Below are 22,740 nucleotides of genomic sequence, written 5' to 3'. Positions count from 1 at the left end.
CCAAAGGAGCACAAGGAAATAAGCCACCTGGAGTTGGTATCCAATTTACGGGCGAAAATTGTCGTTATTTATGTAATAAAATAGAAACTTATTTGGCTGGGATGTTAAAATCATCCCAAATGACAGATACTATTTAACAAGTATTCATTATTTTTATTAATAGCTTCTTGAGGGATATGAGTGTTAGTCGATTCACATTGTCATTTAAATTTTATAGACTTGGTTGATTTCAACAATGACTTTACTCAGGTCATTAAGCAAGCTCAAGCAAATGGTGTAAAGCATTTTTTATCTGTTTGTGTTGAATTGAGCGACTATCCCCAGTTAGAGCGTTTAGCTGAAAGTTACCCAGATGTTAGTATTTCTGTTGGCGTGCATCCTAATACTGATATGGATTACCCTGTCACTTCAGAGACGTTGTGTGAACTGGCTTTAAGAAACCCTGCCTGCATTGCTATTGGCGAAACGGGGCTTGATTACTATAGAACATCTTCCGAAGAAGCTCGGGTTTTGCAACAAGAGCGATTTAGAGAGCATATAAAAGCGGCCATAATGACATCCAAACCTTTAATCGTTCATACCCGACAGGCAGCTGAAGATACTTTGTTAATAATGGACAAAGAGAATGCAAAAAAAATAGGTGGAGTTATGCATTGTTTTGCAGAAAACTTAGATATTGCAAAAAGAGCGATTGATTTAAATTTTTATATATCATTCTCAGGAATCGTTACTTTTAAAAATGCTATAGCCCTACAGGAAGTAGCTAAGCAAATACCTTTGGATAGGATATTGATAGAAACGGATTCACCATATTTAGCTCCTGTTCCGTATCGCGGCAAGCAAAATCACCCAGCTTTAGTGAAACAGGTTGCGGAAGCTATTGCTGAACTTCGTGGTTTGGATTTCCAAGAGATTGCGGAAGTGACCACTAACAATTTCTATAATTGTTTCAGGGTATGTAGATAATGTCAATTTTATAGTCTGAATTAACGAAGATTGTAATCCAAGAGTTTTCCGCACTCGTATTCCGATTTGCTAATGCGGGTGTTCTGTTTGCCTTTTCTCTAGTATCCTTAAACTGTATTTAATTTTTGCCTATTATTTAATGTGTTTTAGTAGTATCGTATCAATCATAGCTCAAATCAGGATAATCAATGAATTTATATGTGGGTTTGATGTCAGGGACCAGTATGGATGGGATTGATGCTGCTTTGCTGGAGCTTCCCTCCAATAGGTTAATTTATGGTATTACAAAGCAATATAGTAACGATGTAAAAAAGCGTCTTGATGATTTGATTATTAGTAAAAATTTAACCCTTGCCTCTATTTGTCAGCTGAATACTCTGATTGGCAGAGAATTTGCAGAAACAACGAACCAACTTTTGCATGACACAAAAATATCTCCCAGGGAAATTCAAGCGATTGGCAGCCATGGTCAGACGGTGTGTCATGATACCAGCGGAAGTATCCCTTATACATTACAGCTTGGTTGCGCCCATACTATCTCTTCTTTAACCAGGATTACCGTTGTTGCTGATTTTAGGACAAGAGATCTCGTGAATGGTGGCCAAGGGGCACCGTTTGCACCACTTTACCACCAAAAAATATTCTCTTCTAAAATAAATGATGATGTTGCCGTGGTTAATATTGGGGGTATCGCTAATATTACTTTCATTTCTGCACAAGAAACGACTACTGGGTGGGATGTTGGGCCAGGAAATTGCCTTATGGATGCATGGATTTATCAGAACGAAGGAAAACTCTTTGATGAAAATGGCGCTTGGGCCGGCAAAGGTGAAGTGATACCAATTCTACTTGAACAGTTGTTACAAGATCCGTTTTTTAACTTAGCTTCCCCTAAAAGTATAGGAAAAGAATATTTCTCTTTGTCTTGGTTACACAATTATTTAAAAAGGGATTATAAACCGGTAGATATACAAGCTACTTTATTAGCACTTACGGCCCATAGTATAGCCGGGGCGATTTTAAATACACCAAATAAAGTGAAAGAATTATACCTCTGTGGAGGAGGAGCTCATAACAGACAGTTAATAAAGGCTTTAGATTATTTATTGGCTAACATAGAGGTGAAAAGTATTGCTGAGTTGGGTATTAGCCCAGATTATCTTGAGGCGATGATGTTTGCTTGGCTTGCTGAACAAACTATAAAACAGATACCCGTTAATTTGGCGTCCATAACTGGGTCTAAAGATATTGCAATTTTAGGTGCCATATATCCTATGATAAAATCATATTGACAAACTCAAGAGTCATAAGGTTTAATTCCGGAAAAATTAACAGAGTGACTTTAAATTGACCTCACATTACAACCTAACGTCGGATAATGGGGCAAGAAATTCTCTTGCTATGTCTTATTTTATTTTTTTTCTAGCTGCTTCATTCTATTTGTATGAATTTATTCTGCAAGTAGCGCCAAGTGTTATGGCGGAGTCGATGATGAAAACTTTTGGAGTAACTGGCCAAGGGTTTGGTATTATTTCTGCGTTTTATTTTTATGCTTACGCCCCTACTCAATTGCCTGCCGGGGTATTATATGATCGCTATGGCCCTCGCAAATTAATGACTTTTGCTATAGTATTGTGCGCTCTTGGGTCTGCATTTTTTGCTTCTACTGACAGCGTGTTTACTGCTTGTATCGGTCGTTTTTTTAATTGGGATAGGTTCCGCATTCTCCTTTATCGGTGTATTGGTTCTTATTTCGCGTTGGTTTCCACCCTATTATTTTGCGATTCTCGCAGGAATAGCACAATTAATGAGTTCTGTAGGTGCTATGTTTGGGGAAATGCCTTTGGCGGCATTAATTGACTTGATGGGTTGGAGAAGTGCCAGTTTTCTTTTAGCCGGTGTCGGACTTATATTGGCATTGCTATTCTGGTTATTTATCCGCGATTATCCTCACCAACAAAATCAAACAATACCCAGTCATTATTTAAGAGATGAATGGAAGCGATTAATTGCAGTATGTAAGCATAGCTATACGTGGATTATAGGTGGTTATGCCTTTGCAATTTGGACGCCTATTGCTGTATTTGCAGCGCTTTGGGGGGTTCCTTTCTTACAAGAAAAATTCCAGGTTAGCGTTGTTACTGCATCCGGCTTATGCAGTATGATATGGTTAGGTATTGGAGTGGGTAGTCCTTTATTAGGATGGTTAAGTGATAGGTTGGAGAGCCGGCGTATTGCATTAATTATCAGTGCAATATTAGGTTTGATTGCCACATTGATACTCCTCTATCTCCCGCAATTATCTCATGGTTGGGCTTATGCAGTACTCTTCGTACTAGGTTTGGGTGCTGGTGGGCAGACGGTGAGTTTCGCGGTGGTTAAAGAAAATAATACGCCTGAATTGGTTGGAACAGCATCTGGTTTTAATAACCTGTCAGTTCTAATAGGAGGGGCCATTTTTCAACCACTCGTTGGATATATTTTACAGCAAACTGGAACTTGGCGAATTGTAAATGGAGCCATGTGTATAGTATGTCAAGTTATCAGATTGCCTTATTAGTAATGCCTATATGCTTTTTAGCAAGTTTGCTCATAGCCATGTTTTTGCTTAAAGAGTCTCATCCTGCTCATAGGGGCAACTCCTAGTACATCATCGTATGAAAATGACCCAGAATATTATTTTTATCATTGCTAGATTGGGTCAGAATGACCCAATTTTATAAATTGACTCAAATGAATAGGAGTAAGGTGAACAGTATGCAAGACCAAATTGAGCTTGATAAATTATCTCAGGACTCCCAAATCGAAACGGGGCAATACTTATCAAACCGTGATTTAGTTAGTTTATCTAGGGCATCAAAACATCATTTTGCTTTGTTTAAGCCTCTGATTGCTGTTCGTAAATTATTGCATCACGTGGTATGCGGGGAACATGATGCAGTCAAAGCGATGTTAGAGAAGGACATGAGTTTAATGTTTGAAAGGGGCTTCGTTACGGATTGTTCTGGGCGAGAATTCAAGAACATAAGTGGCTTTGAATATGCTCTTTGGGCCCTGGATAAATACATGTGGACAGCAATGATTGCATGCATACCCCAGAATGAAGAAGGCAGAAAGGTATTTGAACAACTGATTGCTCAATACAACAAAGTGAACACAATTGGTGTCACTTATAGGTTTAATGGGAAAACAACCACTGAAAATCATTTTGATTTCAATAATACCATCATCAAAGAACTGCAAACACAAGTGGATTCAATAAACGTGCAAGGGAATAGGGATTGGGTTGCCATTAATATACAGTGGATAAAAGGTGTTGGTGGTGCACAAAAGCTGCTACCTATGCATGTTGTTGATGAATATTGCTCTAATGAACCTTTTTATCTTGATGAGCCTCCTAGATTTACCTCACAGCCAGAACCAGCAAAAAAATCCTATGATTATATTAATGAAGAGAACAAAGATTGGTTTAGAGCTGATTCTAAACTTTCCATTAGTGTCGCAATGTATAAGGGTAACTTTCCCTATGCGAATCCTTGGGACCGCGCGCCGGTTGGGACGATGCGCCATCCGCTCTCTGATTTGAATGCTATGGTGGCATTATGTGAGGTAAGAACAGCGGATTTTATCAAGCTCAAATCACAACTTGAAGAGCAGTTGACTAAAAACCATAAAAGCAACACCGGGTATATTAGAATTTAATGTTCCTTTTTGCGACTAACAAAAAAAGTTAGGCCTATAAAAATTAAAAATAACGCTCCTACTGCGTTGCAATAGAGCGCAAAATGGAGATTATTATGTTGTTGATAAAATAAGTTCGCTATCTCTATGCCAATAGCGCCAATGATCATGATACTCAAGCTGATCAATGCAGATGCAGTCCCTTTACTTACGGAGGTTACAAATAAGCAATATCTATTCAAAGGGGCATTAATCACGCTAAGTGAAAAGAAGTAGATTATAATTCCTGGTATTAAATAAAAGTAATCATTACCATAGAAGTAAGGTAAGATAGCTGTCATAGCAAGCCCTATTATCATGATGATACAACCGACAAAAATGATTCTCTCGACTTTATATTTATAGGTTAAATGATGTAAGCACCAATTACCCAATATAGTTGCTCCGAATATGGGTAACTGCCAGAGGCCATATTGAATGACGGTGAGTTTCGCTTCAGAAATGAGCATAATTGGCGCAAGAGCAATCCAGGCTATGCATGGGATTCCTACAAGACCTTCAGCAATGGCGCTATAACAAAACGCAGGATTAAGTAGTAATGCTCTATAATTTCGAATTATTGTGCCAAACGCAAATGGTGTTTTAGCGATAACCTGGCCATCGGTTTTTATTTGTCCTATGGGTTCTGGCATGAACTTCCAAAGTCCCCAATAGGTTAAAAGAGCACCAAAAGCGATAAAAAGAAAGATTAGGCGCCAGGAGGCATAGTGAATGATAATCGCTCCTAAAAGCGGGCCTAATAGTGGGGCAAGTATTGCCGCGTTTGCCATGATTGCGATTAATCTGATGGCATCCATTTCTTCAAATATTTCCTGAATTGTTGCATAACCTACTACGCCAATGAAGCACAGCCCCATTCCTTGGAAAAATCGAGCAATTAAAAATTGACTCATAGAGTGGGAGCTTGCAATTAAAAGAGTAAACAGGAAAAATAAACAGGAGCCGATGAGCATCATGGGCCTTCTCCCATAAGCATCAGATAGAGGTCCAAGGATGAATTGCAAACTGGCCCCTCCTAATAAGTAGACAGTAAGCGAGGTGGCAACAACAGATTCTGACGCATTAAAGGATTGGACCACGCTAATCATACCAGGCATGATCATGTCATTGGCAATGTATGTAAGAAATTCATACAAAACCAAAAAGCAAGCGAAGATAATAGCTTGTCTGTGTGAAATTTTAATAAGAGGTTCAGACATAGCATTAACCCTGAATCAATTACTTCGAAAAGGCGGCCTAACAGTATATATTTTTATCTTATCATTTAATAGAGAAATCAGAAATTTTTTCTATGTGGCAGGGATTGTTTGGCCGGTTTAAAAATAATATTTCTCATTAGGCCTGATGTTTTGCTCCACTCGTTAGACTTGTGGTTAACCATTGATTCTCATGTGCGTATTTGAGCCGGTTCCCGAGGTCTGTTAGTTAAAGTTTATTTACGACAAGTCTGCCTTTTGATAAGATTTGCCTACTTCATAAATCTGCTTCCTATTCCCAGATCCAATATGGCCAAAGAAAAAGTCATTGTTATCATTCCTACCTATAATGAAGAAGATAATATTTCGCATACAATCGATTTGATTCTTGATGAAACGGCATCTTTACGAGACTATCAAGTTGAAGTTCTTGTGTTTGATAGTCACTCTACGGATTCCACTGCGAGCATAGTACGCGAAAGGGCTAAAACATCACACCGTGTACATTTTGCAGAAGAGCCACAAAAAACCGGTCTTGGTTCTGCTTATTTACAAGCGATGTGGATTGCTATGGATAAGCTGTGTGCCGATGTTGTTTTTGAGTTTGATGCGGATGGGTCTCATCAGCCCTGTTATATTGGCCCTATGTTAGAATTAAGTAAGGAATATGATGTAGTAGTAGGTAGTCGCTATATTTCAGGTGGTGAGATTCCTCCAAACTGGGGCATTCATCGTAAATTATTATCGATAGGAGGCAATTGGATTGCCCGTCTGTTATTAACTGGAAAATATAAAGATCTCACTTCCGGTTTAAGAGCAACACGTACAAACTTATTAAGGCAACTTTTACCCTCTGCCTTTTTGTCGAGAAATTATGCTTATAAACTTGAACTATATTGGCTTCTACATAAGGCAAAAGCTAAGATTGTTGAATTCCCTATCCGCTTTATTGATAGAGAAAAAGGGAAAAGCAAGTTGCCTAAAAACAGCATGCTCGATACTTTACGGGTTCTTTTTACGCTTCGCATGAAGGAGCTGCGACAATATATCACTATGTGTTGTGTCGGTTCTCTTGGAGCGTTAATTCAGTTTAGTGTCTACAATGGGCTGAGGAATTTAAATCATTCTGCACTAGTATCTAGTCAAATTGCAATTAGTGCTGCTATCGTATCGAATTTTATATTTCACCACTCTATTACCTTCAAACAGAAGGTGGATTATCGCACAACGAAAGTTGCTATTATTGGGCGTTTTTCACAATTTATCGCTTACTCTGCTTTTATGGTTTACTTTCAAAGTTTATGGGTCCATATGTTTGTCAATTATTTTGGGCAAGGAGTTTTGAAAGAAAATATTATCTTGGCATCGGGACTTGGTATTGGTTCCATTGTAAATTACTTATTTTATTCCAATGTGATTTGGCCTAAAAATAGTACCCATTCTCTCAATTCAAATACCTCCAAATGACTTTGAAGCTCTAAGAGAATCATGGGGGCAAGGTGGCTATCAGGAACTATTCTTGGTTTCCCACACGCTGCATGTAACTGTTCACGCTATATCGCCAGATGCTATATTTGGCCCATCTTGAACGAAACATTGACTGATAAATGCTCATATACTGATATATGTATATGTTGCGATTTTTCAACCAGTTTTTCGTTCAACCTGGACACAACTCACATTATACCAAGATTCAAGTTACCCTGGGCGATTACTGCATTAATGTGGGCTGCGAATAAGTACTGGATTTATTACTGCATCGATAAGCATGAATTATTTGATTCCCTTTTTTATCAAAGGCCAATGGGAGATCAAGTGGTTGGCATTGACTAAAATATTTTTTGACGCATGCAACCCTATTAAAAGTATCGATATATAAAACTTCATTGAAGAGTTTTAGGTCTGGTGTCCAGAATAAGTATTGATTTTGTAGTGATCCACAGTCAAAGGTATAAATCATAGGTTTATTTTTTAGAAAAAACAGCATACGTGCCTCAAACCATCCTGGAGTTATTACTATTTCTGGAAGTGTCTCGTTGGAACGATTAAGTTGCTGTATCCATTGATAGTATGCGAGCTTTTTGGAATATCCGAAACTGAAAAGAGTGGTGTTGTTAATCAAGATAATCCCACTCATAATGGCATAAAATAAAATTAATAAAAAAGTGGAATTGCGGTAAGACCATTCCTGATAACAATAACCAGCCAACAGACTAGCAGTAATCAAGTATTGTGCAAGCCAATAGGCTCTTATTTCGGCTTTGTTTGCAGCAAATAAATAGAACAAAATAAAGGTGACGCAAATAACTAGGCATAAATAATACACTGGGGACTTTTTAGGGGGTGATTTCAAAAAATATAATATTGGTGGAATTAATAAGAAATTAAGCGAAGGCAAAAAAATATTGAAAAAAGATCGAAACATATTTCCTGTTGAATGGGGAGATTCTTGCAGTTGATGAGTACTTAATTGATAACGAATTGATACCCAATCATGCTGAATATTCCATACAATAACTGGAGTAAAAACGATAACTGCTATAATTATGGCCAAATAAAAATGTCTGGACTTAAAAAGCCGTCGATAGGGCGTTGTAATCAAAAAAATAAGTAGGCCAAAAACGAGAACAATACCGGAGTATTTAGATAACAACATGAGGCCAATGCTAAGGCCTACATAATACAGGTCCTTATCTTGGTTGAATTGAATATATCTTATGGTAAAGTAAAGAGTGAGTGCCCAAAAAAGAGTTAGTGGAGTGTCATATGTGGTTTGGTTGATTAAATCTAGAGTGACAAGAGGCGAAAATAGCCAAATTACTACGGCGATAGAGCTGGCTTCTCTGTTAAGACATAACCTTGCAGTTTTATAAATTATAAAACTAGTTAGCGCAGTTGAAGCAATACCAACAAAATTTAGAGCAAACAGGGAGTTACCAAATAAAAAAGTGGCCAACCTGATAAAGTAGGCAATCATGGGAGAGCCATCATAATAGGAAAGAGCCAAATGTCTACTCCAATCCCAGTAATAATAACTATCCAGAGAAAGAAGATGGATAGGCGCGATTAAGAGAATCAGTAGAAAATAAAGACCAAGATAGCGATTAGCATGAAAAAGCATTCAATATTCCTAGAAAAATAGCTGTTTTATTATCTATTACTTTATTACCAGCTTTTATATAATACCTTCAGTTGTGTCATTTATTAATAAGTACGTTTATGAAATTAAGCTTTTTTGGCTCCGATAATAATAAACCCGAATTAAAAGAGCATTTAATCATTTACATTCTCAGTTTACTAGACCCTAATGCTCGCTCTGCAGCAGCTGTCGTGAATAAGCAATGGTATGAATTGGTAAGACTAACCCAAAAATATTTAACGATGTTACCTATTATTCATAGAGTGCCTTTATTTACTAATCTGGGACTTGATGTATTAAGATTAAAATTAATGACTGGGGGAATGACGAATTCTACCTATAGAGTTAAAATGATGGGGGCTCGTGAAAAATGGGTTATGCGGATCCCTGGAAAAGGTTCTTCCGCATTCATCACCAGAAGCGAGGAAGCTCATAATGCAAAGCAAGCAGCTGGCTTAGGACTGAATGTACCGATAGCTTTCTTTGATCCAAAAGACGGATTGCAGGTAACACGTTTTATAGAAGGAGTTCACACTCTGGATGATAATCTTTTAGCAAGGAAAGAAATTTTACAAGAAGTGGCTGCTATGATGCGCACACTTCATGGCTCCAAACCTTTTGCTAATGATACCCATTTTTTTGAACGAAATGAGGACTTATTATATTCATTAAAACAAAAACAATTTCATTTTCCTGGAGAAATCGAGTTTATTGAACAACAAATGCAGAAATTGAAAGGCATTTTTTCTTTTTATCGTATTGAGCAAGTCCCTTGTCATAATGATACGACTCCACTTAATTTTATCCTGTCTGAAAGCGCAGAAATTAAAGGAAAAGAAATAATACATCAAATCGATTGGGAATATTCGAGCAATAATGATTTTGTTTGGGATTTGGTCTATTTTATGGTCGAGGCCAGGTTAAATAGGGAACAACAATTCACTCTATTAAAAGCTTACTTTAATACAGAAGATATTAATGACTCCTTGTTAGCTTGGGTAGAGGTTTATAAACCTATTATTGAATGGTGGATAACGATTTGGTCGTGGACGCAATTGGTCAATAAAGCCAATGCAGTTGATTTGGAGTCTTATGAGCAGCTTGGTTTGGCTCGATACTCTAATACCTTAAATCATTTGAACAGTGAAGAGTATCGTAAGGCTCTGGAAACTATTGAGGTGGATACATATAGTTTAGCTTTTTCAGGAAAGAGATCCTTTTAACTGCACTTTAAATCACACCTAATAAGGGATAAGGGAGCCTAGCTTGACAAGGCAAATATAAGCATCAGCTTAATTCAGGACATTCTCTTGAGAAATTCCTGTAAATGCATTTTATCTTTTTCTATACTTAAATAGCTTTTAAGCCGTTCAATATTTTTGTCATAGCCTTCTTTACTGATGGTTCCACGAAGCAGTTCAAATCGCAAATACACGCAATAAGTATTGAGTACATCGGTTTCGCAATAGTCGCGAATTGCCTTTAATTCACCAGCTTGATATTGTTCCCATACTTTTGATCCATTCATCCCCATTTTTCCAGGGAATCCTAGCATCGTTGCAATATCATCAAGAGGAGCGAAGGCTTTATTTTGATATCCAGCCAAAACATCCATGAGATCAATATGGCGATAATGAAAACGACTTAAATAATTGTTCCATTTAAAGGTTTGTTGGTTTTCCCCTATTTCCCAGTAAGTGGGAGCAGTAATGCCATGTAATAAGGATCTATAATGTAACACAGGGAGATCGAAACCGCTTCCATTCCAACTAATTAGGGTAGGGGTGTGTTTATCTATTCCGGCAAAAAAACGTGTTATCAGTTCTTTTTCATCAGATTCTTCATCACCAAGCGACCAAACTTTTATTTGGGATCCATGATTAATGACCACAGAGATAGCACAAATTTTTTGTAAATAATGAGGTAAAAAATCATTGCCGGTTTTTTCACGTCTTAAAGCAAACATGGCATGTGCGGTATCTTCATCGGATAACCCGTCAAGAGCGAATAATTTGCGCCCTGACTCAATATCTGGAATTGTTTCAATATCAAAAACAAGTATCGTCATAGAAATTAATTTTATTCAAGTTCAGCCAAATTGAATTCTACCATGCTAAAGAAGCGAAGTAACTTTAAATGACTTTAAATGACTTGGATTGTAGGCATCATATTTGTTAGAATGTTTTTTAATAGGCGGTTTATACTGTTGACCTGCTTAGTACATATTAGTTAGAGTACTTTGCTGAACAAGAAGTTGGGTTTTTATAATAAAATCATGAAGATAAAATTTGTATTACTTTGCTCTGTTGTTTTTCTTATGGGGTGTGTGAGCAAGCCTCCTGCCGACATCAATAATATTTGTAATATATTTAAACAATACCCCAAGTGGTATACTGATTCCAAAGATGTAGAGCGTCGTTGGAAGGTGCCAGTTCCCGTCCAAATGGCAATAATCCATCAAGAATCAAAATTTAATGCCAAGGCTCGCCCTCCACGCACCAAATTACTTTGGGTAATTCCATGGAAAAGGCCTTCCACTGCTTATGGTTATACGCAAGCTTTGCATTCAACATGGAATAATTATAAAAATACTGACGGCTGGTTCTGGTCTTCTCGCGATAACTTTGGAGATGGTGTTGATTTTATAGGGTGGTATGCTAATCAGGCTAATATTAAGGCTGGAATTCCGAGGACAGATGCCTATTCACTTTATTTAGCTTATCATGAAGGAATAGGAGGTTATCAGAGAAAAACCTATTTGCAAAAACCATGGTTGATTTCTGTGGCTCGTAAAGTAAAAGCGAAATCACAACTTTATGCTATGCAGCTCAATTCATGTCAAGGCTCATTAAAGTCACATAATTGGTGGAGATGAAGTATCATAATTAGTGTGGTACCATATTTATAAGTTTATAATGATTACGAATTTATTAAGGAGTTTTGGATGCGATTAATGCTTTTAGGTGGGCCGGGAGCTGGCAAAGGAACCCAAGCTTCACTTTTAATTGACCGTTATAAAATTCCTCAAATTTCTACAGGCGATATGCTACGTGCTGCTATAGCACAGGGTACACCATTAGGATTAAGCGCAAAAAAAATTATGGAATCCGGAGGGCTAGTATCCGACGATATTATCATTGATCTTGTAAAAGAAAGATTAAAAAAGCCGGATTGTGCACGGGGATTCCTATTTGATGGATTTCCAAGAACCCTGGTTCAAGCTGAAGCTTTAAAGCAGGCTGGAATACATTTGGATTATGTAATAGAAATAGCCGTTGATGATGAGGAAATTATCAAAAGAATTAGTGGGCGACGCATACATCAACCATCAGGGAGAGTTTACCACATTCTTTATCATCCACCTAAGGAGCCAGGAAAAGATGACATTACTGGCGAATCATTGATTCAACGTGATGATGACAAAGAAGAAACAATACGTAAGCGTTTAGAAGTATATCATAGTCAAACAGCACCATTAGTAAAATATTACAAGGATTGGGCAGAATCTGGTTCTAAAGAGGCTCCCAAATTTCATACTATTAGTGGTACAGGCACAGTAGAACAAATATTTGATAATATTGTAACTGTACTTGAGACTGAGGAGCCAACATGCCGACCCAGACTATAACCAGTGCCGAATTTGAATCGCTAATTAATAACAATGAGATAGTATTTATCGATTTTTGGGCCGAGTGGTGTGCCCCTTGCAAACAATTCTCAAAAGTGTATGAACAAGTCTCTGATCAATTTCCCGCTATTATATTTGCTAAGATAAATATTGAAGAACAACAGGAGTTGGCTGATTTTTTTGAGATTCGTTCCATACCCCACCTTATGGTTTTTAAAGACAGTATTGTTATTTATTCAGATGCTGGCAGTATGCCTGAATCCACTTTAAAAGAGTTAGCCCAACAGGCACTCGATGCAGATGTCAGTGACATACGAGCTCAGCTTGAGGAGAAGGATAAATAGAAATACTGGTTAGGTAATCTGCCAGTTCTTTTTTACTGGCATTATCCATTGTAAGTCCAAGTTTGGTACGACGGTTTAGAATATCATCACAATTATTAGCCCATTCTTCTAGAACAAGATAATCTACTTCTACCTGATAAAGAAAGGGACCGAACCTCTTTCCCATCGATTCTATGCTGTTGCATTGTGAAAGAAATATTTCCGTATAACAGCCATAAGTATTGAGATAACGATTTAATAATTCATTATCTAACCAATGATATTTCTTTTGGGCATACTTTACATATTGTAAAAAATTCATGTCGGCCAAAGAAGCTCCTGGCAGAGGAGTAAACTTTGTCTTGGATGATTGCATTTGTGGGAATAAAGGCGTTAATTGATTGATGAGTTCTTCAGCCAATTGTCTATAAGTAGTAATTTTTCCACCAAAAATTGTAATAATAGGAGCAGGGTAATTATTAAATTCGAAGGTATAATCACGACTTAATAATTGTGCTTCCTTTTCTTTATTATTATCGGCCAAGAGAGGTCTTATGCCGCTCCATGAGTGAATGATATTGTCTTTATTTATTTTAACTTTGAAATATGAATTAACTAACTTAATTAGATAATCAATTTCTTGCTCGCTAATTTGGACTTGATTAAGATCTCCAGTGTAGCGGACGTCAGTAGTTCCAACCATGCTGAATCCGTGATAAGGAATTACAAAAATAACGCGCTGGTCGTCATGCTGTAAGAAATAGGCGTGATTTCCCTCGTAAAGTTTAGGGATAATAATATGACTTCCCTTAACCAAGGTTATTTCTTTCTCAATTGGGGTTTGAGTTAACTTCGCTATAGATTGAACCCAAGGTCCTGCTGCGTTAATTAGACATTTGGCATACACTGTATAACAATGACCTTTAGAAGGTTGAATAGTTAAATGCCATATATTATTAACTGCCTTAGCCTGAACTACTTTGGCATTTGATCTGATGCTTGCTCCATGGTTTTTTGCTTGAATAGCATTAAGAATTGTTAAGCGCGAATCATCCGTAGTGGCGTCATAGAAAAGAAAACCGCGTTTTAACTCCTCTTTTAAAGGGACAAAATAATTATTCCTTCTATTTCTCCGAATAGATCGAGATTTTGGCAGGTGGTTTTTTCGGCTCAGGTGATCATAAAAAAATAAACCTAACCTCAATAACCAGGAAGGACGCATGTGTTTTAAGTAAGGTAAAACGAAAGATTGCGAATGCACTAAATGAGGCGCTAAATTGAGAAGGGTATGGCGCTCTTTCAGAGCCTTCTTTACTAATCCGAATTCATAATGTTCTAAATACCTTAAACCGCCGTGAATTAGTTTTGTACTGCTTGATGAGGTTTTAGAAGCCAAATCGTCTTGTTCGAAGAGCACCACAGACAGTCCTCTTAGTGCTGCATCGGCAGCACAGCCACAACCATTGATGCCCCCACCAATAATTGCAACATCAAAAACTTGATCCATGTTTTTATCTCCGAAAAAAGATTACACTCACTTATTATACCATAAAGGAACTTTGCAATAATGAACTATATCTTAGCTATTGACCAGGGAACAAGTAGTACTCGTGCCATGATATATACCCTTCATGGTGAATTAGTGACTAGTAGTCAATATTCTCTAACACAATATTATCCTAATTTGGGTTGGGTGGAACACGATCCTGAAGAAATTTGGGAAAAGACACTAAAAGCAATGAAAGATGTTGTATCTCAAGTTCCAGGAAAACTGATTTTATGCTGTGGTATTACAAACCAGCGGGAAACTACTGTTATTTGGAACAGGAATACCGGCGTTTGTCTTGCTCCTGCTATAGTCTGGCAGGATAGACGTACTGAAAAATTTTGTTCTTCCTTGGCTGAATATTCTTTAGAGATACAGGAAAAAACTGGGCTTATTCCTGATCCTTATTTTTCAGCGAGTAAATTAAATTGGCTATTAAAAAATATTAGCCAAGCGCAATCACTGCTTAATAAAGGAGATCTGGCCTTCGGAACAATAGATAGTTTTTTGATATGGCGTATGACCAAAGGCTTGAAGCATTCTACCGATATAACCAATGCATCACGAACCATGTTATTTAATATTAATAATGAAAAGTGGGATCAAGAGTTACTTAAACTCTTCTCTATTCCAGAGTCTGTATTACCGGAGGTTTACCCTAGCGATAATCATTTTGGAGTAATTAATAAAGATTGGTTAGGCATGGAAATCCCAATCACTGGAGTTGCAGGTGATCAGCAAGCTGCTTTAATTGGACAAGGTTGTTTTAATGATGGAATGGTTAAGGCAACATTTGGTACGGGTGGTTTCTTGTTACTTAATACAGGAAATAAACCCGTCCTGTCACAACACAAATTACTCACTACCATTGCTTATAAAATTAAAGAAAAAACTGTATACGGTTTGGAAGGAAGTATTTATCATGCGGGAACAACTGTTAAATGGTTAAGAGATGAATTGAAATTGATTTCCCACTCCAGTGAAACAGAATCATTGGCAGCAAGCTTGGAAAGCAATAATGGAGTTTATCTGGTTTCATCTTTTACTGGATTAGGTGCTCCTCATTGGATATCAACTTCGGGTACCGCGATAATAGGTTTATCACGCTCAACAAATAGAGCCCATATTGCCAGAGCAGCTTTGGAAGGCGTTTGTTATCAAACCCGTGAAGTATTGGCTTGTATGAGAGATGATAGTCAATTGGATTTGACTTTGCTGAAAGCAGATGGAGGGATGGCTGCCAATCAATGGTTTCTTCAATTTCTTGCGGATCAGTGTCAACTAAAAATTCAAAAACCCAAAGATATAGAGACAAGTGCAAAAGGCGCAGCGATCCTTTCTGCAATAGGCTACGGCTTATTTGATTCTTTTTCTGCAATCAATAAGGTATGGGATGTCGAACAAGAGTTTCAGCCGTCAAGAAACAAAGAGGATGTGGAGAAAGATTTTCGAGGATGGTTGGGAGCTTTATCTATGGTTAAGACGGGGCAAGTGTAGCAATTCTATCGTTCCCTAAATTCATAACGCTTGTATCACTATCCAGCTCAATCAAGGCTCGGTTGAATGAGAATGGGTTGGTCAGAAATTGTAATAGCTCTTCTTTAGTAATCGTTCAAGATGGGTCAAATATGGTATTCCACCAAGATTCAAGTTATGCATGAACGATTACATTTTAATAGCCAAGTTTTATTTATTTCACATCTCGGATTTTTTCACCGGTGTATAATTGTCGCGGTCTACCAATACGTGATTTACTAGCAACCATTTCCATCCAGTGACTCATCCATCCAACAGTACGGGCTAGGGCAAATACTACTGTAAACATGTTAGTTGGTATACCGATAGCGTTTAAAGTTAATCCTGAGTAGAAGTCCACATTTGGATAGAGTTTTTTCTCTATAAAATATTCATCTTCCAGAGCTATGCGTTCCAGCTCCATGGCAAGTTTGAATAATGGGGCCTCTTTTGCACCAACAGCCTCTAAAACATCATAACAAGTTTTACGCATTACTTTAGCTCTTGGATCGTAACTTTTATAAACTCTATGGCCAAAACCCATTAATCGGAATGGATCATTTTTATCTTTGGCTCGTTTAATATAATGATCAATACGGCTTACATCCCCAATTTCTTTCAACATATTTAGGCAAGCTTCATTAGCTCCACCATGTGCAGGTCCCCATAAAGCTCCGATGCCAGCCGAGATACATGCGAATGGGTTGGCGCCAGTAGAGCCTGCCAAGCGCACAGTCGATGTAGAGGCATTTTGCTCATGATCAGCATGGAGAATAAAAATAGTATCCATGGCTCTTACTAATACCGGGTTTGGCGTAGTATCTTCCGACGGAACGCCAAACATCATATGAAGGAAATTTTCCGCGTAAGTCATTTTATTTTGAGGATACATGTAGGGCATGCCAATGGAGTACTTATAGCTCATAGCAGCCAAAGTAGGCATTTTAGCAATCAGTCTAATTGCAGAAATGAATCGATCCTGTGCATTATTGAGATCCATCGATTCGTGATAGAAGGCTGATAAGGCACCAACTATTCCAACCATGATTGCCATTGGATGGGCATCTCTTCTGAAACCATTCAAAAACTGGTACATTTGTTGATGAACCATAGTATGGTTATTAATTAAATTGACAAAAGATTTCTTTTCTTCTTTGTTTGGTAACTCACCATTAAGTAATAAGTAACTTACATCGAGAAAGTCTTTTTTTTCTGCCAATTGCTCAATGGGGTAACCTCTATATAGCAGGATTCCTTTGTCTCCATCAATATAAGTGATTTTCGACTCACAGGAGGCAGTTGATAAAAAACCTTGATCAAAGGTGAAGACGCCGTGTGAACCAAGCTGGGTAATATCGATTACATCATTACCTAAGGTGGGAGTATAGATTGGTAAATCAATCGTCTCTTGCCCTTCGATGCTGAGTTTAGCTGTCTTTTGAGTCATTGCTTCTCCTGATTATTTACATGCTATGAGCATTCTTACTTGCGTTAGTGCGCGGAACTATATAAAAATGACAACATACAGTCAAATTAAACATAATTTTGGCTATGAAATTTTAGCCTGAATTTAGAATCTCTAAAAGTATTTAGGGCGTTCTAAATCCATGTATCCAAGAGGGAATGCTAAATTTTAATCTGTATGATTTTTTGTCCAGGCTGTTTTTAAAAGTGAACTAACTACACCTTACATAGAATTTTAAAAACAACTTAGCAAAAAAGCAAAACATAAAACTAACATTGCCAATGTTTTTGAATATACATTGATTATACATTATGGTTCAGAAATTTGAGGAAGAATAGAAAAAATGATTACTCCAGCAGAATTACCAATTAATCATCGTGGTGCAGTATATCATCTTGATTTAAGACCAGAAGAAATGGCGGATATAATTATCACCGTTGGTGATCCTGGTCGAGTGAGTCAGGTAAGTCAGTTTTTTGATAAAGTTGAATTACAGCGTTCGCATCGAGAATTTATTACGCATACTGGATATCTGGGGTCAAAAAGAATTACAGTGATTTCGACTGGTATTGGTATGCCTAACATAGATATTGTGATGAATGAACTTGATGCTTTGGCGAATATCGATTTGTCTAGTCGAGTGGTTAAAGTCAATAAAAAAAAATTAACAATAATTCGCATGGGTACCACTGGAGGCTTAACAGAAAATTGCTTGCCAGGAGATATTGCAATTAGTCGTTATGCCATTGGGTTTGATAGCTTGCTTGATTATTATCAATACCAACCTTCTCACACACTTCAGGTCATTAAAGAAAAATTAATAAAACATCTTGATGGAGGGAGTGGCCATTTTATGTTTCCGAATCATGTCCTAAGTTAGCCGAACAGTTTAGCTCTCTGGGGCATATTGGAATTACTGCTACCTGTGGAGGTTTTTATGGGCCACAAGGACGACAATTAAGATTGCCGTTGCGTTATCCAAACCTTATTAATCAGTTAGGAAGATTTCGTACTCATAATTATTCAGTAATTAATTTTGAAATGGAAACCGCAGCTATTTACGCGTTGGGTGGTATGCTGGGACATCGATGTCTATCCTTAAGTGTGGTATTGGCTAATAGAATACATGGTAGTTTTATTGCTGATGTAAAATCTTGTCTGGAGCTTTTAATCACTAAGTCGCTTGAAAAAATCAAGGACATGCACGAATTTTCAGAGGCTTAAGAGGGAAACATCTGGCTGGTTGGAGTAATTTTAATCCAATAGTAACGCTGATTGAACAATATAAGGTTTCTCTCCTACAACTGCTTTTCAAGGTTTAATTAAAACGTCTAATATGGTATCCTGTATTATTAATATTATTAAGTTTCTTGCAAAGCTCTATTGCAAAGAGTAATCACAAAATGTACTTTTTTCATGTACCACCGTGTATATTTGGGTTACGGGTTTCAGTTCCTTTAGCCACTGCCACGTTGCAACCAGCTTTGAAAGAAATCTATATGAATTAACCTTAATCTTATTCTCTAAAGGATACCTCCAAACCATGGTATATCTAGCTAAAGAAGTCTTGCCAGTCAATATAGAAGACGAATTGAAGCAATCCTACTTGGATTATGCTATGAGTGTCATTGTGGGTAGAGCTTTGCCCGATGTACGTGATGGCTTAAAACCAGTGCATAGGCGTGTGCTTTATGCTATGAGCGAGCTAGGTAACGACTGGAATAAACCTTATAAAAAATCTGCCCGCGTGGTGGGGGATGTAATAGGTAAATACCACCCTCATGGAGATACGGCAGTTTATGATACTATCGTTCGTATGGCCCAGCCCTTTTCGATGCGTTATCTTCTTATTGATGGTCAGGGTAACTTTGGTTCTGTAGATGGTGATGCTCCAGCAGCAATGCGTTATACCGAAGTGCGAATGTCTAAAGTGGCGCATGCTTTATTGGCAGACCTCGATAAAGAAACAGTCGATTTTAGTCCTAACTATGACGAAACTGAATTTGCGCCAGTAGTGCTACCCTCCCGAATTCCTAATTTATTGGTTAATGGTTCATCAGGCATTGCAGTGGGGATGGCTACTAATATCCCCCCACATAATCTCACAGAAGTGATTAATGCATGTATTACTTTGGTGGACGAGCCTGAAACTAGCCTCGAAGATTTAATGGAGATTATTCCCGGCCCTGATTTCCCTACTGCTGCCATTATTAATGGGCGTGCTGGAATTATTGAGGGATACCGTACTGGGAAAGGGCGAGTTGTCATTAGAGCGCGAACCGAAGTTGAGGTAGATGAAAGTTCAGGGCGCCAGTCTATTATTATTCAGGAATTGCCTTACCAGGTTAATAAAGCACGTTTGATTGAACGCATCGCAGAATTGGTCAGAGACAAGAAAATTGAAGGAATTGTTGGGTTAAGGGATGAGTCAGATAAACAAGGGATGCGAGTTGTTATTGAATTAAAGCGTAATGAAGTCGCTGATGTAGTATTAAATAACCTATTTGCTCATACCCAAATGCAAAATGTATTTGGGATTAATATGGTGGCATTAGTTGATGGGCAACCTCGTACTCTCAATCTAAAGCAAGTACTCGAATACTTTATAAAACATAGGCGAGAAGTAGTTACCAGACGAACAATATTTGAATTGAAGAAAGCAAGAGATCGCGCTCATTTATTGGAAGGTTTAGGAATTGCTCTGGCCAATATTGATGAAATGATTGCTTTAATCAAGCAATCACCAACACCTCAGGACGCAAAGGAAGCGTTATTGGCCAAAAGATGGGAGCCAGGTTTGGTGAAGGCTATGTTGGAAAAAGCAGGATCAAATGCGTCAAGACCAGATGATTTAGCTGAAGAGTATGGCTTGCATGAGGATGGTTATAAGTTATCTGCTGCCCAGGCACAAGCAATACTTGAATTAAGATTGCACCGGTTGACTGCGCTTGAGCAAGATAAAATAATTAATGAATTTGAAGAATTATTGAGTTTAATCAAAGAATTACTTGATATACTGGCTTCGCCAGAAAGGCTTATGCAAGTGATTCGTGATGAATTAATAGAAATAAAAACACAATTTGGTAATGAACGTCGGACCGAAATTACAGCGTCCCAAGAAGATTTAACTATTGAAGATTTGATTACTGAAGAGGACGTTGTTGTGACCTTATCTCATCAAGGTTATGTGAAATATCAGCCGATTACTGCGTATCAGGCACAACGTCGAGGCGGTAAAGGCAAGTTGGCTACTCATGTTAAAGATGAAGATTTTGTTGAACGTTTAGTGATTGCAAGTACTCACGATACATTATTATGCTTTTCTAATCATGGAAAATTATATTGGCTAAAAGCCTATCAACTGCCTCTGGCAAGTCGTACTTCCAGAGGAAGGCCAATAATCAATATACTTCCTTTGGCAGAAGGTGAAGAAATTAATGCCATGCTTCCTGTGCGTGAGTATAAGGATGGTACTTATGTATTTATGGCTACCAAGCAGGGAACAGTTAAAAAAGTACCTTTAAATGCTTTTAGCAGACCGCGTTCAAATGGCATTATTGCAGTAGATTTAGAGGAAGATGATAGCCTTGTTGGAGTCGATATTACGGATGGTACTCGCGATATCATGCTCTTTACCGATGCTGGTAAAGTAATCCGTTTTGATGAAAATAAAGTGAGGCCTATGGGGCGCACAGCTCGTGGTGTTCGCGGAATTAGAATAGAAAAAGATCAGGCAGTAAAGTCTCTGGTGGTAGTTGATCCTAATGGTGGAACTATCTTAACAGCTACAGAGAATGGTTATGGTAAGAGAACGCACGTTGATGAATATCGAGTTTCCGGACGAGGAGGCCAGGGGGTTATCTCTATCCAGGTTACTGAACGAAATGGTAAGGTAGTTCGCTCCTTGCAAGTGACAGATAATGACGAGGCTATGCTAATTACAGACAAAGGAACATTAGTACGCTTTAAAGTCAGTGAATTGTCTGTGATTGGCAGAAATACCCAAGGCGTTCGCTTAATTAATGTCAGTTCTGGTGAAATTGTCGTAGGTATGCAAAAGATTGAGGATCTGGGGGAAGGGGACGAAGATATGGAGCATTCACCTCTAGATGCCGAAGACAGTAGTGATGAAAACTAGAGTTTATAATTTTGGTGCTGGCCCTGCCATGCTTCCTGAGCCGATACTGAAAGAGGCACAGGAGGAGTTTCTCAATTGGCATGGCACAGGAATGTCTGTTCTTGAAATAGGTCACAGAACACCGGAAGTCATTCATCTATTAAACACAGCAGAACAATCATTAAGACAACTATTAAACATTCCTGAAAACTACCATGTTTTATTTTTAGGAGGTGCTGCTCGAACTCAATTTGCTATGGTTCCTATGAATTTGTTGCAACCAGATGAGGAGGCTGCTTATTTCATTACAGGAATTTGGTCTCAGATGGCTTATCAAGAAGCCAGTCGGCTAAAAAAAGCCTATTATCTTGTTGATGAGGAGGCAAGAGGGTTTGTAACGGTCCCTGATTCACAACATTGGAAATTAAAGAATAATACGGCTTATGCTTATTTTACGCCTAATGAAACAGTAAATGGAGTCCGATTTCCTTATGTTCCCAAAACGGGAAATGTACCTTTGGTTGCAGATATGACTTCTTGTTTATTGAGTGAACCAATAAACATCAAACAATATGGCTTGATTTTTGCCGGTGCCCAAAAGAACATCTCCAATGCCGGTTTAACTGTGATTATTATTCATGAAGATTTTTTAAAAAAACAGCCTCACCCCATTGTCCCCACTATGTTAAATTACAAAACTCATGCGGAGTATCATTCTTTATATGCTACACCTCCCGTGTTTAATTGTTATTTAGCAGCAAAAATGTTTGATTGGATTAAAGCCCAAGGCGGTATCGAAGAGTTATTTAGGCAGAATTGCTTAAAAGCAGCAAAGTTGTATCAATATCTGGATTCAACTGATTTTTATACGACTCCTGTATCTAGAGAAGCCCGGTCCATAATGAATATTTGCTTTTCTCTTTATGATACTCATTTAGAACAAAAATTTCTTGATATGGCTAATGAGCGTGGTTTATGTGCTTTAAAAGGACATCGCTTCGTAGGGGGACTAAGGGCCAGTCTATATAATGCCATGCCTATGGCTGGTGTTGATGCTCTAATTGAATTTATGTCTGAATTTGCAAAAGAAAATGGGTAGTTAGC

General features: G+C 37.9%; 19 protein-coding genes and 1 pseudogene. 15 read left to right on the top strand and 5 right to left on the bottom strand.

All coding sequences use genetic code 11. The annotated features are described in order from the left end of the window. From OK13_RS14935 to OK13_RS00570, 5 genes and pseudogenes are all read left to right on the top strand, one after another. Window positions 1-137 (top strand): pilus assembly protein PilZ (locus OK13_RS14935; RefSeq protein WP_035886379.1); only part of this gene is annotated, 137 nt, incomplete at its 5' end. Between the two features lie 43 nt (window positions 138-180). Next, window positions 181-966, top strand: a complete 786-nt coding sequence (locus OK13_RS00585) for a TatD family hydrolase (RefSeq protein WP_035886377.1) — start codon at window positions 181-183, stop codon at window positions 964-966. 188 nt (window positions 967-1,154) lie between these two features. Then, window positions 1,155-2,258, top strand: coding sequence for an anhydro-N-acetylmuramic acid kinase (locus tag OK13_RS00580; RefSeq protein ID WP_035886375.1), 1,104 nt, complete (start codon window positions 1,155-1,157; stop codon window positions 2,256-2,258). A gap of 55 nt (window positions 2,259-2,313) precedes the next feature. Then, window positions 2,314-3,612: pseudogene (locus OK13_RS00575) on the top strand (MFS transporter). A 111-nt stretch (window positions 3,613-3,723) separates the two neighbouring features. After that, window positions 3,724-4,668, top strand: coding sequence for a hypothetical protein (locus OK13_RS00570; protein WP_035886372.1), 945 nt, complete (start codon window positions 3,724-3,726; stop codon window positions 4,666-4,668). Here the strand turns inward: OK13_RS00570 and OK13_RS00565 are convergent. Then, window positions 4,665-5,906: an MFS transporter gene (locus tag OK13_RS00565; RefSeq protein ID WP_035886369.1), complete on the bottom strand. Its 1,242-nt coding sequence runs from the start codon at window positions 5,904-5,906 to the stop codon at window positions 4,665-4,667. The genes OK13_RS00570 and OK13_RS00565 overlap by 4 nt on opposite strands. Window positions 5,907-6,212: 306 nt before the next feature. Between OK13_RS00565 and OK13_RS00560 the strand changes: the two genes are divergently transcribed. Further along, on the top strand, window positions 6,213-7,370 hold the full coding sequence (locus OK13_RS00560) for a glycosyltransferase family 2 protein (protein ID WP_052117504.1): 1,158 nt from the start codon (window positions 6,213-6,215) through the stop codon (window positions 7,368-7,370). Window positions 7,371-7,614: 244 nt separating this feature from the next. Here OK13_RS00560 and OK13_RS00555 read toward each other — a convergent pair whose 3' ends face one another. Beyond that, window positions 7,615-9,024 carry a glycosyltransferase family 39 protein gene (locus OK13_RS00555; RefSeq protein WP_052117503.1) on the bottom strand — a complete coding sequence of 470 codons (1,410 nt, stop codon included), beginning with the start codon at window positions 9,022-9,024 and terminating at the stop codon, window positions 7,615-7,617. Between the two features lie 98 nt (window positions 9,025-9,122). On the opposite strand from OK13_RS00555, the gene OK13_RS00550 reads away from it, so the two are divergent. Beyond that, window positions 9,123-10,265, top strand: coding sequence for a phosphotransferase (locus OK13_RS00550; protein ID WP_035886367.1), 1,143 nt, complete (start codon window positions 9,123-9,125; stop codon window positions 10,263-10,265). 74 nt (window positions 10,266-10,339) lie between these two features. Here OK13_RS00550 and OK13_RS00545 read toward each other — a convergent pair whose 3' ends face one another. After that, window positions 10,340-11,110 carry a 3'-5' exonuclease gene (locus OK13_RS00545; protein WP_035886365.1) on the bottom strand — a complete coding sequence of 257 codons (771 nt, stop codon included), beginning with the start codon at window positions 11,108-11,110 and terminating at the stop codon, window positions 10,340-10,342. 207 nt (window positions 11,111-11,317) lie between these two features. Here OK13_RS00545 and OK13_RS00540 point away from each other — a divergent pair, with 207 nt between their 5' ends. The 3 genes from OK13_RS00540 (at window position 11,318) to OK13_RS00530 (ending at window position 13,014) form a co-directional block, all read left to right on the top strand. Then, window positions 11,318-11,917: a transglycosylase SLT domain-containing protein gene (locus tag OK13_RS00540; protein WP_052117502.1), complete on the top strand. Its 600-nt coding sequence runs from the start codon at window positions 11,318-11,320 to the stop codon at window positions 11,915-11,917. 69 nt (window positions 11,918-11,986) lie between these two features. Continuing rightward, on the top strand, window positions 11,987-12,670 hold the full coding sequence (gene adk / locus OK13_RS00535) for an adenylate kinase (protein ID WP_035886362.1): 684 nt from the start codon (window positions 11,987-11,989) through the stop codon (window positions 12,668-12,670). Next, a complete protein-coding gene (locus OK13_RS00530; protein WP_035886360.1) occupies window positions 12,652-13,014 on the top strand; it encodes a thioredoxin family protein in 363 nt (120 codons plus the stop codon). Before adk ends, OK13_RS00530 begins: the two co-directional genes overlap by 19 nt. Here OK13_RS00530 and glpD read toward each other — a convergent pair. Beyond that, window positions 12,974-14,500 (bottom strand): glycerol-3-phosphate dehydrogenase, encoded by a 1,527-nt coding sequence (gene glpD / locus OK13_RS00525; protein WP_035886358.1) that lies wholly within the window; start codon window positions 14,498-14,500, stop codon window positions 12,974-12,976. The two genes, OK13_RS00530 and glpD, sit on opposite strands and share 41 nt — an antisense overlap. 60 nt (window positions 14,501-14,560) lie before the next feature. Between glpD and glpK the strand changes: the two genes are divergently transcribed. Then, a complete protein-coding gene (glpK, locus tag OK13_RS00520; protein WP_035886356.1) occupies window positions 14,561-16,036 on the top strand; it encodes a glycerol kinase GlpK in 1,476 nt (491 codons plus the stop codon). 193 nt (window positions 16,037-16,229) lie between these two features. Here the strand turns inward: glpK and gltA are convergent, their stop codons facing one another. Continuing rightward, complete coding sequence (gltA, locus tag OK13_RS00515; protein WP_035886351.1) at window positions 16,230-17,501, bottom strand: citrate synthase; 1,272 nt, start codon at window positions 17,499-17,501, stop codon at window positions 16,230-16,232. Between the two features lie 361 nt (window positions 17,502-17,862). Between gltA and OK13_RS15665 the strand changes: the two genes are divergently transcribed. The 4 genes from OK13_RS15665 (at window position 17,863) to serC (ending at window position 22,735) form a co-directional block, all read left to right on the top strand. Further along, the gene (locus OK13_RS15665) at window positions 17,863-18,399 is read left to right on the top strand and encodes a phosphorylase family protein (RefSeq protein ID WP_277619242.1); all 537 of its coding nucleotides are present in this window, start codon (window positions 17,863-17,865) and stop codon (window positions 18,397-18,399) included. A gap of 83 nt (window positions 18,400-18,482) precedes the next feature. Next, the gene (locus OK13_RS15660) at window positions 18,483-18,743 is read left to right on the top strand and encodes a nucleoside phosphorylase-I family protein (protein WP_277619241.1); all 261 of its coding nucleotides are present in this window, start codon (window positions 18,483-18,485) and stop codon (window positions 18,741-18,743) included. A gap of 319 nt (window positions 18,744-19,062) precedes the next feature. Next, a complete protein-coding gene (gene gyrA / locus OK13_RS00505) occupies window positions 19,063-21,657 on the top strand; it encodes a DNA gyrase subunit A (protein ID WP_035886346.1) in 2,595 nt (864 codons plus the stop codon). Continuing rightward, window positions 21,647-22,735, top strand: coding sequence for a 3-phosphoserine/phosphohydroxythreonine transaminase (gene serC / locus OK13_RS00500; RefSeq protein WP_035886340.1), 1,089 nt, complete (start codon window positions 21,647-21,649; stop codon window positions 22,733-22,735). The genes gyrA and serC overlap by 11 nt, the downstream gene beginning before the upstream one ends. Window positions 22,736-22,740: the final 5 nt, after the last annotated feature.

Origin of the sequence: Legionella norrlandica, from assembly GCF_000770585.1 — a bacterium.
GTDB lineage: Bacteria > Pseudomonadota > Gammaproteobacteria > Legionellales > Legionellaceae > Legionella > Legionella norrlandica.
Note: the sequence above shows the minus strand (reverse complement) of the source record. Positions and strands in the feature narration are given on the sequence as shown.